Origin of the sequence: Corynebacterium cystitidis (assembly GCF_900187295.1) — a bacterium.
In the GTDB taxonomy this organism is placed as follows: domain Bacteria; phylum Actinomycetota; class Actinomycetes; order Mycobacteriales; family Mycobacteriaceae; genus Corynebacterium; species Corynebacterium cystitidis.
This window is the reverse complement of the sequence record NZ_LT906473.1, coordinates 1,212,959-1,225,657: the sequence shown is the minus strand read 5'-3', so window position 1 is coordinate 1,225,657 and position 12,699 is coordinate 1,212,959. Positions and strand designations below refer to the sequence as shown.

Below are 12,699 nucleotides of genomic sequence, written 5' to 3'. Positions count from 1 at the left end.
TCGCGTTAAGGACGATCTGTGTCTTCTTCTACCAACATTATTGACGAACTCAGCTGGCGTGGCCTGATTAACCAGTCCACTGATCTTGATGAACTGCGTGAAGCAACTGAAAGACCTATTACTTTGTATTGTGGGTTTGATCCCACCGGTCCGTCTTTACATGCTGGGCACTTAGTGCCATTGTTGATGTTGCGTCGTTTTCAAGAAGCGGGGCATCGTCCGCTAGTTCTGGCTGGTGGTGCAACGGGGATGATCGGAGATCCCCGTGATGTTGGTGAACGCACGATGAATTCGGAGGACACCGTAGGAGAGTGGGCTGAGCGTATCTCGGGTCAACTGTCCCGTTTCGTATCCTTTGAAGGCGATAATGCTGCGCAGCTGGTGAACAATAATGACTGGACAAAAGACATGACAGTCATTAATTTTTTGCGCGATGTGGGTAAACACTTCCCCCTGTCGACCATGTTGGCGCGCGACACGGTAAAGCGACGCTTGGAGAATGACGGTATTTCCTACACCGAGTTCTCTTACATGTTGCTGCAAGCAAATGACTTCGTGCAGTTGCGCCGTAATTACGGCTGTGTTCTGCAGGTCGGTGGCGGAGATCAGTGGGGAAATCTTGTTGCTGGTGTTGACCTGAATCGTCGCATGGATCAGGAGCAAGTTCATGCTTTGACGGTTCCTCTGGTGACTGATTCCGATGGCAAGAAGTTCGGGAAGTCGACGGGTGGGGGGTCACTGTGGCTTGATCCAGAGATGACCAGCCCCTACACGTGGTACCAGTACTTTATTAATGTTTCGGACGCGGACGTTATTCGCTACTTGCGTTGGTTTACCTTCTTAACTCAGGAGGAGCTTGCCGAGCTCGAGGTCGAAGTAGCAGAACGTCCTTTCAAGCGTGAAGCGCAGAGGTGTCTAGCTCGCGAGATGACCGATCTGGTTCATGGTCCAGATGCAACGAAGGCAGTGGAGCTTGCATCGCAGGCGTTATTTGGTCGCGCGGAGCTGACGGAACTTGATGAGTCCACTTTGGCTTCCGCGGTTTCGGAGACGGAAGTTTTCGAGGTCAACGCTGGAGACGATCGCACGATTATTGACTTGCTTGTTGGGTCGGGTTTGGTGGATTCCAGAGGTAACGCACGTCGCGCCGTGAAAGAAGGTGGTGCGTACGTGAATAATCAGCGCATCGAATCCGATGATTGGGCTCCGACCACAGCTGATCTTCTGCACGGGCACTGGCTAGTCTTGCGCCGGGGCAAGAAGAAGTTCGCCGGCGTGAGGATTAATGGGTAGCTTTGCTCTTAACGCCAATAGACCGCGATTCTTTTGAGTCGCGGTTTTATTGATTTACCTGCAGATTTTGCAAAGGCGCCCTTTGTGTGTAAATTGATTCAAGTCGCCACGAGAAAGTGACCGGATGGTTAACAAGTGGTGCGGAAGAACTGAATTCTGGCGAGTTTGACTGAAGTTAGATTCTTAGGGTAGGTTCTGAATCCGCTGTTCGAAAGCGTGACCGAAGATCGGTCGGGTGGAGAGCGTGCGTGTGTTGTGTGAGAACTCGATAGTGTGCCAATGTACTTTTTGTTTGTGTGTTGGTGTGTGCCTTGTGGTGCTTGCGTGGTTTGTGTGTTGGTGTGTGCCTTGTGGTGCTTGCGTGGTTTGTTGTGTTCTTCTTTTGTGTTGGGCGTAGCGAATTGCGTGGGTGTGTGCCGGTCGCCATGGATTGTCCGTAGGTTTGTGGTGGTTTGTTTTTTCGGTGCAGGAAGCAAGTGTGCATGTTGATGTGCATTCGATTGGTAGATGAACCGTTTTGTGGTTTGTTTATTTTTTGTGCTGACCCCCTTTTTTGTGCCCTTTGTTGGGTTGGGGGTTGGTGTGTTTTTTGTAATTCTTTTTTTGTGGACAACGAGTGGTTTTTTGCTGGTTGTTTGTTTTTGGTGATGGTGTCAGATGGTTTGTGTGTGGGATACCGATCCTGCATGAGGAGATGAACCACAATGACGACTATGACGCGACGTGATCCAGAGGATAAAGCTCGGATTGATGCTATTGAGGAGAAACTGCTTGCCAATCCTGAGGTAGCTAAAATCATCAAGGAGCTTGCAACCTCTACTACGGATGCCAATGAACTGGTCAGGGGCATGCTGCAAGCCTCGCTATCGGCAGCATTGCAGGCGGAAATGGATGTCCACCTCGGCTATCAGTCTGGTGACAGGGCAGCCAAAAACGCTGCTCGGGCTGATAACCACCGCAATGGCAGCTATCCAAAGACCGTGGATTCTAACTATGGGCCTGTCACCATTGATGTGCCCCGTGATCGGCAGGGGACGTTTGTTCCGACGATGGTGCCTAAAGGAGTACGTCGCCTGACCGATGTCGATGACATGATCGTTAGTTTGTATGCCGGTGGGATGACCATCCGTGATATCCAACACCACCTAGCCACAGCCTTGAAGATCGATGTGTCGCATGAGACGATCTCTGCGGTTACTGATGCAGTGCTCGACGAAGTACTGCAGTGGCAAAGCCGCCAGCTAGATGAGTTCTACCCCGTGGTGTTCCTCGATGCACTGCGTATCAAAGTCCGTGATGGTGGGCGAGTGGTCAACAAGTCTGCTTATCTGGCTATCGGGGTGGATATGGACGGTATTAAGCACATCCTGGGTATTTGGATTGCCAAAGAAGAAGGAGCCTCGTTCTGGGCACAGGTCTGTTCCCACCTGGCTAACCGGGGTGTTAAAGACGTTTTCATCGTGTGCTGTGATGGGTTGAAAGGCCTGCCAGAAGCAGTCGAAGCGACCTGGCCGAACTCGATGGTTCAAACCTGTATCGTCCACCTGATCAGGGCAGCCAACCGGTGGGTTGCGTACGGGGACCGTAAAGCAGTATCAGCGGCTTTAAAGCAGATCTACACCGCTGCTGATGAGGACCAGGCAGCGCAAGCGTTAGAACACTTTGCTGCAACTGAGCTGGGGCAGAAATATCCGCAATCAGTGAAAGTGTGGCGCGATGCGTGGGATCGGTTTATACCGTTTCTACAGTTCCCGCCAGCAGCGAGGAAGGTGATCTACACGACGAATTCGATTGAATCGTTTAACAATCAACTACGTAAAGCCACCCGTAATAGGGTGCAGTTCACTAACGATGAATCCGCAGTCAAGACGCTGTGGTTGATGATCTGCAATATCGAAGATCGCCGTGCCGCCAAACGAGCCAAAGAAGGCAAAAAGGTTGCTGCCACAGCCGGACGCCTCATAGAAGGTGCACGCGTGGCAGGGTGGAAACAAGCCATCAACCAAATGTCCGTAGCCTACCCCGACCGCTTCCAAAACTACCTATAAAATCAACCCCACACACAAACAACTTGACACCCTCTTTTTGGTTGGGTTTGGGCTTTTCACGGCCTGAATGATTTCGATGATTTCTTTTGGAATTGTTTTTGTGGAGAGTTTGATCCTGGCTCAGGATGAACGCTGGCGGCGTGCTTAACACATGCAAGTCGAACGGAAAGGCTCTAGCTTGCTAGGGTGCTCGAGTGGCGAACGGGTGAGTAACACGTGGGTGATCTGCCCTGTACTTCGGGATAAGCTTGGGAAACTGGGTCTAATACCGGATATTCACGTATCTTTTGTGGGTGTGTGGAAAGGTTTTGTGCTGGTATGGGATGAGCTTGCGGCCTATTAGTTTGTTGGTGGGGTAATGGCCTACCAAGGCGGTGATGGGTAGCCGGCCTGAGAGGGTGTACGGCCACATTGGGACTGAGATACGGCCCAGACTCCTACGGGAGGCAGCAGTGGGGAATTTTGCACAATGGGCGGAAGCCTGATGCAGCGACGCCGCGTGGGGGATGAAGGCCTTCGGGTTGTAAACTCCTTTCGCTAGGGACGAAGCGTGTGTGACGGTACCTAGAGAAGAAGCACCGGCTAACTACGTGCCAGCAGCCGCGGTAATACGTAGGGTGCGAGCGTTGTCCGGAATTACTGGGCGTAAAGGGCTCGTAGGTGGTTTGTCGCGTCGTCTGTGGAAGTCCGGGGCTTAACTTCGGGAGTGCAGGCGATACGGGCATAACTTGAGTGCTGTAGGGGTAACTGGAATTCCTGGTGTAGCGGTGAAATGCGCAGATATCAGGAGGAACACCGATGGCGAAGGCAGGTTACTGGGCAGTGACTGACGCTGAGGAGCGAAAGCATGGGTAGCGAACAGGATTAGATACCCTGGTAGTCCATGCTGTAAACGGTGGGCGCTAGGTGTGAGATCCTTCCACGGGTTTTGTGCCGTAGCTAACGCATTAAGCGCCCCGCCTGGGGAGTACGGCCGCAAGGCTAAAACTCAAAGGAATTGACGGGGGCCCGCACAAGCGGCGGAGCATGTGGATTAATTCGATGCAACGCGAAGAACCTTACCTGGGCTTGACATACACTGGATTGCCATGGAGACATGGTTTCCCTTTTGTGGCTGGTGTACAGGTGGTGCATGGTTGTCGTCAGCTCGTGTCGTGAGATGTTGGGTTAAGTCCCGCAACGAGCGCAACCCTTGTCTTATGTTGCCAGCATTTGGTTGGGGACTCATGAGAGACTGCCGGGGTTAACTCGGAGGAAGGTGGGGATGACGTCAAATCATCATGCCCCTTATGTCCAGGGCTTCACACATGCTACAATGGTCGGTACAGCGCGTGGCGATATCGTGAGGTGGAGCTAATCGTGTAAAGCCGGTCGTAGTTCGGATTGGGGTCTGCAACTCGACCCCATGAAGTCGGAGTCGCTAGTAATCGCAGATCAGCATTGCTGCGGTGAATACGTTCCCGGGCCTTGTACACACCGCCCGTCACGTCATGAAAGTTGGTAACACCCGAAGCCAGTGGCCTATCTTTGTGAGGGAGCTGTCGAAGGTGGGATCGGCGATTGGGACGAAGTCGTAACAAGGTAGCCGTACCGGAAGGTGCGGCTGGATCACCTCCTTTCTATGGAGTTTTGTGTTTTTTGGTCACTGGTTGGTGACTGTTGGTGGTTGAGTGCCCGTGTGTGGTGCTGCCACTGTGTGAATCCGGGTGGATGCATGCCGGCGGGATTGTGTGTTCTGCTTGGTGCCTGGGGTGGATGCTGTGCATATGAACGATTTGCCATGACTGTTGTTGTGGGGTGTGTTGGCATGCTGTTGGGTGTCTGGGGCAACGTGTGTTGTTTCGTGGCTTGCTGTGGTGGCTGATCCTTTGTGTTGGGGTTGGTTGTTGTGGTGGGTGTGTTGTGTGAGAACTGTATAGTGGACGCGAGTATCTTTATTCTTTTTGTGTTTTGTGTGTTGTGTTTTTTGTTGTAGGCACATAGTGGATGCCTTGGCATGCTAAGCCGATGAAGGACGTGTGAGGCTGCGTTATGCCTCGGGGAGTTGCCAACTAAGCGTTGATCCGAGGATGTCCGAATGGGGTAACCTGGTGCCAGTTGTGTGGTGCTACCCGCAGATGAATTGATAGTCTGTGTGGGGGTGACGCGGGGAAGTGAAACATCTTAGTACCCGTAGGAAGAGAAAATAATAATGATTCTGCTAGTAGTGGCGAGCGAACGTGGATGATGGCTAAACTGTATGCGTGTGATACCTGGCAGGGGTTGCGTGTGCGGGGTTGTGGGATGCGACTTGTCGGAACTGCCATTTCGGCGCGTGTGTGATTGTGGTAGTGGAACTGGCCTGGGATGGTCGACCGGAGAAGGTGAGAGTCCTGTACGTGAAGCTGTGGTTGCGTGCGTGTGTTGTTGTCCCGAGTAGCAGCGGGCTCGTGGAATCTGTTGTGAATCTGCCGGGACCACCCGGTAAGCCTGAATACTTAGTGTGACCGATAGTGGATAGTACCGTGAGGGAATGGTGAAAAGTACCCCGGGAGGGGAGTGAAAGAGTTCCTGAAACTGTGTGTTGTCAATCCGTCAGAGCATGTTGTGTGTGATGGCGTGCCTTTTGAAGAATGAGCCTGCGAGTCAGCGGCATGTCGCGAGGTTAACCCGTGTGGGGTAGTCGTAGCGAAAGCGAATACTAATTGTGTGTGTAGTGGCATGTCTTGGACCCGAAGCGGGGTGATCTACCCATGGCCAGTGTGAAGCAGCTGTAAGAGGTTGTGGAGGCGCGAACCCACTTAGGTTGAAAACTGAGGGGATGAGTTGTGGGTAGGGGTGAAAGGCTAATCAAACTCCGTGATAGCTGGTTCTCCCCGAAATGCATTTAGGTGCAGCGTTGTGTGAGCTTGCCGGAGGTAGAGCTACTGGTTGGTTGAGCGGGACTATTATCTTAGCAATGTCAGCCAAACTCCGAATGCTGGTGAAGTGTTGCATGGCAGTGAGACTGTGGGGGATAAGCTTCATAGTCGAGAGGGAAACAGCCCAGATCGCCGGTTAAGGCCCCTAAGGGTGTGCTAAGTGGAAAAGGATGTGGGGTCGCGATGACAGCCAGGAGGTTGGCTTAGAAGCAGCCATCCTTGAAAGAGTGCGTAATAGCTCACTGGTCGAGTGGTTCTGCGCCGATAATGTAGTGGGGCTTAAGTACACCGCCGAAGCCGCGGCAGGCACGCATTTTTTGTGTGTGTTTGGGTAGGGGAGCGTCGTGCATGGTGTGAAGCGGTTCCGTGAGGGGTTGTGGACTGTGTGCGAGTGAGAATGCAGGCATGAGTAACGAGTGTGAGGTGAGAATCCTTACCGCTGGATGACTAAGGGTTCCTGGGTTAAGTTCGTCTTCCCAGGGTGAGTCGGGTCCTAAGGCGAGGCCGACAGGCGTAGTCGATGGTGAACGGGTTGATATTCCCGTACCCGTATATGTGCGACCAAGGGCGAGGCAGTGATACTAACCACCCATAATCATGTGGCTGTTGTTTTTTGATGATGGTTGTGTGTGCGTGCGTGGGGCCTGATCTGTAGTAGTTCAGTGATGGGGTAACACAGTGAGGTAGCCGCGCCATCTGTTGGATGGTGGTGTAAGCGTGTGGCACGGGGATTTGTGAAATGCGGTCCCTTTTTTGTGTGAGGCGTGATGCGTAGCCCTGTTGTGGGGTGATGGTGGTGATCCTGTGCTGTCGAGAAAAGCCTCTAGCGATGTGTGTGTACGGCCCGTACCCGAAACCGACACAGGTGGTCAGGTAGAGAATACTGAGGCGGTCGGGTGAACTGTGGTTAAGGAATTCGGCAAATTGCCCCCGTAACTTCGGGAGAAGGGGGACCATGGCTGGTGCTGCTGCTGTGCGTGGTGGTTGCTGGTTGTGGTCGCAGAGAATAGAGGGAAGCGACTGTTTATCAAAAACATAGGTCTGTGCGAAGACGGTTAAGTTGATGTATACGGACTGACGCCTGCCCGGTGCTGGAAGGTTAAGAGGACCCGTTAGGCATTTGTTTGCCGAAGCGGAGAATTTAAGCCCCAGTAAACGGCGGTGGTAACTATAACCATCCTAAGGTAGCGAAATTCCTTGTCGGGTAAGTTCCGACCTGCACGAATGGCGTAACGACTTCCCTGCTGTCTCAACCACAGGCCCGGTGAAATTGCAGTACGAGTAAAGATGCTCGTTTCGCGCGGCAGGACGAAAAGACCCCGGGACCTTCACTATAGCTTGGTATTGGTGTTCGATGCGGTTTGTGTAGGATAGGTGGGAGACGTTGATGCAGTCACGCTAGTGGTTGTGGAGTCGTTGTTGAAATACCACTCTGGTCGTATTGGATGTCTAACCTTGGCCCATGATCTGGGTTGGGGACAGTGCCTGGTGGGTAGTTTAACTGGGGCGGTTGCCTCCTAAAGAGTAACGGAGGCGCCCAAAGGTTTCCTCAGCTTGGTTGGTAATCAGGTGGTGAGTGTAAGTGCACAAGGGAGCTTGACTGTGAGAGGGACTTCTCGAGCAGGGACGAAAGTCGGGACTAGTGATCCGGCACCTACTTGTGGATGTGGTGTCGCTCAACGGATAAAAGGTACCCCGGGGATAACAGGCTGATCTTCCCCAAGAGTTCATATCGACGGGATGGTTTGGCACCTCGATGTCGGCTCGTCGCATCCTGGGGCTGGAGTAGGTCCCAAGGGTTGGGCTGTTCGCCCATTAAAGCGGCACGCGAGCTGGGTTCAGAACGTCGTGAGACAGTTCGGTCTCTATCCGCCGCGCGCGTTGAAACTTGAAGAAGGCTGTCCCTAGTACGAGAGGACCGGGACGGACGTACCTCTGGTGTGCCAGTTGTTCCGCCAGGAGCATGGCTGGTTGGCTACGTACGGGAGGGATAACCGCTGAAAGCATCTAAGCGGGAAGCCTGTTTTAAGATGAGGTTTCTGTTGAGGTTCCCTAGAGATGATGGGGTTGATAGGCCAGATCTGGAAGCGTAGTAATATGTGGAGGTGACTGGTACTAATATACCGATAAGAAAAACACTCAAACACCCAGGGATATGACATAGAGTGTTGTTGGGTGGTTGAAGCGAAACACAAAAAGCATCATTGTGGTGCTTGCGTCTACTATGCAGTGTCTGACACAGCACACATACATGTGTGTGAGTCATATATATAAGTCAATATTGGTCTACTGGTCACTGTGTTGAGGTGATCCTGATCGACATACATACACTATCCCCCCACTGTTTGGGTGGGGAGTACTGGTGTGGGATGCCCTTTATGGTGTGTCGGTGGTAGATAGCGGCGGGGAAACGCCCGGTCCCATTCCGAACCCGGAAGCTAAGCCCGCCCGCGCTGATGGTACTGCATCCGGGAGGATGTGGGAGAGTAAGACACCGCCGACCAAATAATTTAACAGTGAAACAGGAGCGTAGTTGGTATGAGTTGAGTGCATAACTCACCACCAACTACGCTCCTTTTCGTCTGCACACCACCAAAAGTACTAGAGTAAATTGTCAAACGTGAAACAGAAAGGCCCACTGAATGAGCGAGGAACGACCGTCCCCAAAATCCAACGACTATTCATCACTGGGAGACCGGGATAAAAAATCGTCTCGCAACAGGGACAATTCGCGCAACGAGCGCCGTGGAAAAAGCCACGGTAATCGTGGCAGCGACCGCAAAGTGCGCCACGACCGTTCAAACCCACAGCGACACGGCTTCCGCGAAGACCGTATGGCCCAAAAATTATCTGAACCGGATCTGCCGGATGACATTGACATCAAAGACCTTGACCCGATGGTCCTACAGGACCTCCGAGTGCTGTCCAAAGACAACGCTGAACGGGTAGCCAAGCATCTCATTATGTCAGCCGTATTAATCGAAGACGATACTGCTCTGGCTCTCCAGCATGCCCGAGCCGCGAAGAACCGAGCAGGACGGGTCGGTGTTGTCCGCGAAATGAATGGCATCGCCGCCTACCACGCAGGCGAATGGAAAGAGGCACTCTCAGAACTGCGTGCAGCCAGGCGCATGATGGGTGGGCCTGGCCTGCTAGCAGTCATGGCCGACTGCGAACGAGGACTCGGGCGCCCAGAAAAAGCCGTCGAACTAGCACGTACCCCTGAAGCACGTCAACTTGATCCAGAATCACGTATTGAACTCGGGATCGTGGTGGCCGGTGCCCGCCGCGACCTTGGCCAAAACGATGCTGCGGTGGCGACATTGCAGCGACTAGAACCAACAAAAGACCCATCAAGCATTCCGCACTTGCGGCTAGCCTACGCCTACGCGGATGCGCTCTTTGCGGCCGGGCGCAAAGTCGAAGCCAAGGAATGGTTTGCCCAGGTCGCGTCCAATGATGAGGAAGAATTGACCGACGCTGCCGTACGCCTTGACCAGCTGGGCTAAAGTCTTAGATATGACCCTTGCTGAAAAGTATGACTCACTGTTGCTCGACCTCGACGGCACCGTTTGGGCCGGAGGAGAAGCTATCCCCGGAGCCGTCGACGCTATTACAAGCTCGGGCCTACCTACGGCGTATGTCACCAACAACGCCTCTCGCGGTCCCGCCGCAGTTGCAGAAAAACTTCGTGCCATCGGCCTAGAGGTGATGGACACCGACGTGGTGACTTCCGCGCAGGCTGCAATCACCATGGCGCGAGAATATCTAAATCCCGGCGATCCCGTGCTCGTCGTCGGCGCGCCCTCATTCAAAGAATTAGTCACTGAAGCCGGCTACAAAGTTGTGGACAGTGCAGATGATCACCCGAAGGTGGTGCTGCATGGGCACAACCCAGAAACAGGGTGGGTACAGCTGTCCGAGGCTGCTTTGTCCATCCGGCAAGGCGCAACGTACTTGGCCTCAAACCTTGACACGACACTGCCGATGGAGCGTGGACTCCACGTTGGTAACGGTTCGATGGTGGCAGCGGTGACCAGCGCAACAGGGGTTATGCCGGCGTCGGCAGGCAAACCGGAACCAGCGATGTTCCACCAAGCGGCACAAGCTTTAAACTCAACAGCCCCACTTGCAGTGGGCGACCGTCTTGATACCGACATTGCAGGTGCGGTAGCTGCGAAGATGGACTCACTGCACGTATTAACAGGCGTATCCGGACCACTTGCGCTAATCGAAGCTACTCCCGAACAGCGGCCGAGATACATCGCTGAAGACATGAGCGCGCTCCACCAAGACCCATCCATGCTTGTACCAGGCCCGCAGGGCGGATTTACTGCGCGTGTCGACGGCGATGACGTGCTTTTGGAACGTGGCAACCCAGGCGCTACAAGTATTGAGGCACTTCGCACTGTTCTTAACGTCGCCTGGTCCATGCCAGAAGCTCCCGCTTTCATCCGCCCGATGTCGGACGCAGCCGACGCAGCAACTGCCCAATGGTGGTAAACAATGTCCGCACCTAAACCACACGACCCGCGGACCTCTGCAATATCTCCCGAAGACCTGACTCAGCAGATCGACGAGATTCTAGCGCAGCCGGTAAACAATCTAGCCGAAGAAACCGAGAGGCTCACCCGTGCACACAGCGTGCTTCACGACGCACTTCAAAACAACTAGGCGAAGGCTCATCACAGTAAAGGAAGATACGTGGCCCCTGGACGCAGAAGGCTCGACGCAGAACTCGTCCGCCGCAAAATAGCTCGATCGCGTGAACAAGCAGTCGACTGGATTAAAGCAGGACAGGTCACCGTCAACGGGTTTGTCGCTCAAAAGCCCGCAACCGTTGTCGAACCTGACGCATCGATCAAGGTTGCCGTTGATGAGGATGACCAGTGGGCTTCTCGAGGAGCTCATAAGCTGATTGGTGCTCTCGATGTGTTTGAACAGCAGGGGGTAAGCGTCGTCGAAAAGCGAATTCTTGATGCAGGGGCATCGACTGGCGGATTTACTGACGTGGTGCTGCGCCGGGGTGCCCGCGAGGTTATCGCCGTGGATGTTGGCTACGGGCAGCTGATGTGGAGGTTGCAAAATGATCCACGCGTCACAGTGCTTGATCGCACCAATATTCGCCACCTCACCCCGGAAATGATGGGCGGGCAGGCGGACATGATGGTCGGCGACCTATCGTTTATCTCGCTGAAGCTGGTACTTCCTGCCATCGTGGACTGCCTGCATGACGGCGCAGACTTACTGCCGATGGTCAAGCCCCAATTCGAAGTTGGGAAAGACCGGTTGGGCAGCGGTGGGGTTGTGCGTTCCAATGAGCTGAGGGCGGAAGTAACTAAAGACGTAGCAATTTTTGCAGCCGAACTGGGCCTAAGCTGCCGAGGCGTGGTGGCCTCTCCGCTACCAGGGCCCAGTGGCAACGTAGAATACTTTTTATGGCTGGTCAAAGACGAAGGCTCGACAGCCCCGAGTGATCAGGATTTAACTGCAATGATTGCTGCCGCTGTGAAGGAAGGACCTACGCTATGAGTTCAAATGAGCACCGCGAAATTCTCATGGTTCCGCACACCACCCGCGAAGGCAACATTGCAGCGGCGGCGCGTGCAGCGGAACTGATCCAAGGCTACGGGATCACGGTGCGAATCTTGGCGCAGGCCGACATGGAGGCCATCGACGCCCACCCTAGCCTTGCAGGCCTCAAACGGGTGTCGCACTCACCGGAGGCCGCCAGGGGTTGTGAACTCGTCCTCGTTCTCGGCGGTGATGGAACTTTCCTCCGCGCCGCAGACTTGGCGCATGCTCAAGATATTCCTGTACTTGGTATCAACCTGGGCCACATCGGGTTTCTGGCCGAGTGGGATGCGGAAAGCCTCGACATGGCGATTCGTCGCGTGATCGACCGCACCTACCGGGTTGAAGACCGGATGACTATTGACATCACTGTGCTGGACCCAGACGGCAATGTTATTGATACCAGCTGGGCGTTGAATGAAGTAAGTGTTGAAAACCTCAATCGCCGTGGCGTGCTCGACGCTACCCTCGAGGTGGATTTCCGCCCGGTGTCCACCTTTGGCTGCGACGGCGTGCTGATCTCCACCCCGACAGGCTCTACAGCGTACGCATTTTCCGCGGGTGGGCCTGTGATGTGGCCGGAGCTTGACGCGATCCTCGTGGTGCCCAATAATGCGCACGCGTTGTTTACTAAGCCGCTGGTGGTATCACCGGATTCCACTGTGGCTGTGGAGTCACATCCGACGACCTCCCCAGCCATGGTTGTGATGGACGGTTTCCGTCCGATTGCGATGCCTCCGGGCTCGCGCTGCGAAGTCGTCGGCGGTACACGTCCGGTCCGGTGGGTGCGTCTCGACGACTCCCCATTCACTGACCGTTTGGTGCGTAAACTGCGGTTGCCTGTCGACGGTTGGCGCGGACCTGCTGCACCAAAGTAGGTTGGG

The 12,699-nt window shown here is 54.2% G+C and carries 7 protein-coding genes and 3 rRNA genes; all 10 read left to right on the top strand.

The window, feature by feature from the left end:
• Nucleotides 1-18: 18 nt before the first annotated feature.
• The 10 genes from tyrS to CKV99_RS05730 all read left to right on the top strand — a co-directional run bounded on the left by tyrS (nt 19) and on the right by CKV99_RS05730 (nt 12,693).
• Nucleotides 19-1,293, top strand: a complete 1,275-nt coding sequence (tyrS, locus tag CKV99_RS05770) for a tyrosine--tRNA ligase (protein ID WP_092259989.1) — start codon at nt 19-21, stop codon at nt 1,291-1,293.
• Between the two features lie 713 nt (nt 1,294-2,006).
• On the top strand, nt 2,007-3,341 hold the full coding sequence (locus CKV99_RS05765) for an IS256 family transposase (protein ID WP_197697175.1): 1,335 nt from the start codon (nt 2,007-2,009) through the stop codon (nt 3,339-3,341).
• 97 nt (nt 3,342-3,438) lie between these two features.
• Nucleotides 3,439-4,960 (top strand): 16S ribosomal RNA (locus tag CKV99_RS05760).
• A gap of 341 nt (nt 4,961-5,301) precedes the next feature.
• Nucleotides 5,302-8,381, top strand: a 23S ribosomal RNA gene (locus tag CKV99_RS05755).
• A gap of 245 nt (nt 8,382-8,626) precedes the next feature.
• A 5S ribosomal RNA gene (gene rrf / locus CKV99_RS05750) occupies nt 8,627-8,744 on the top strand.
• The 16S, 23S and 5S rRNA genes sit together here, the layout of an rRNA operon.
• 139 nt (nt 8,745-8,883) lie before the next feature.
• Nucleotides 8,884-9,750: a tetratricopeptide repeat protein gene (locus tag CKV99_RS05745; protein WP_092255598.1), complete on the top strand. Its 867-nt coding sequence runs from the start codon at nt 8,884-8,886 to the stop codon at nt 9,748-9,750.
• A 10-nt stretch (nt 9,751-9,760) separates the two neighbouring features.
• Complete coding sequence (locus CKV99_RS05740; protein WP_092255595.1) at nt 9,761-10,744, top strand: HAD-IIA family hydrolase; 984 nt, start codon at nt 9,761-9,763, stop codon at nt 10,742-10,744.
• A 3-nt stretch (nt 10,745-10,747) separates the two neighbouring features.
• Nucleotides 10,748-10,915, top strand: coding sequence for a hypothetical protein (locus CKV99_RS14470; RefSeq protein ID WP_169872606.1), 168 nt, complete (start codon nt 10,748-10,750; stop codon nt 10,913-10,915).
• A 30-nt stretch (nt 10,916-10,945) separates the two neighbouring features.
• Entirely contained in the window at nt 10,946-11,773 is an 828-nt protein-coding gene (locus tag CKV99_RS05735; RefSeq protein WP_092255592.1) for a TlyA family RNA methyltransferase, read from the top strand.
• Nucleotides 11,770-12,693: an NAD kinase gene (locus CKV99_RS05730; RefSeq protein WP_092255589.1), complete on the top strand. Its 924-nt coding sequence runs from the start codon at nt 11,770-11,772 to the stop codon at nt 12,691-12,693. The genes CKV99_RS05735 and CKV99_RS05730 overlap by 4 nt, the downstream gene beginning before the upstream one ends.
• Nucleotides 12,694-12,699: the final 6 nt, after the last annotated feature.

Coding starts and splice junctions, on each gene's coding strand:
- CKV99_RS05745 (WP_092255598.1), top strand. CDS start 8,884: ATGAGCGAGGAACGACCGTCCCCAAAATCCAACGACTATTCATCACTG.
- CKV99_RS05730 (WP_092255589.1), top strand. CDS start 11,770: ATGAGTTCAAATGAGCACCGCGAAATTCTCATGGTTCCGCACACCACC.
- CKV99_RS14470 (WP_169872606.1), top strand. CDS start 10,748: ATGTCCGCACCTAAACCACACGACCCGCGGACCTCTGCAATATCTCCC.
- CKV99_RS05740 (WP_092255595.1), top strand. CDS start 9,761: ATGACCCTTGCTGAAAAGTATGACTCACTGTTGCTCGACCTCGACGGC.
- CKV99_RS05765 (WP_197697175.1), top strand. CDS start 2,007: ATGACGCGACGTGATCCAGAGGATAAAGCTCGGATTGATGCTATTGAG.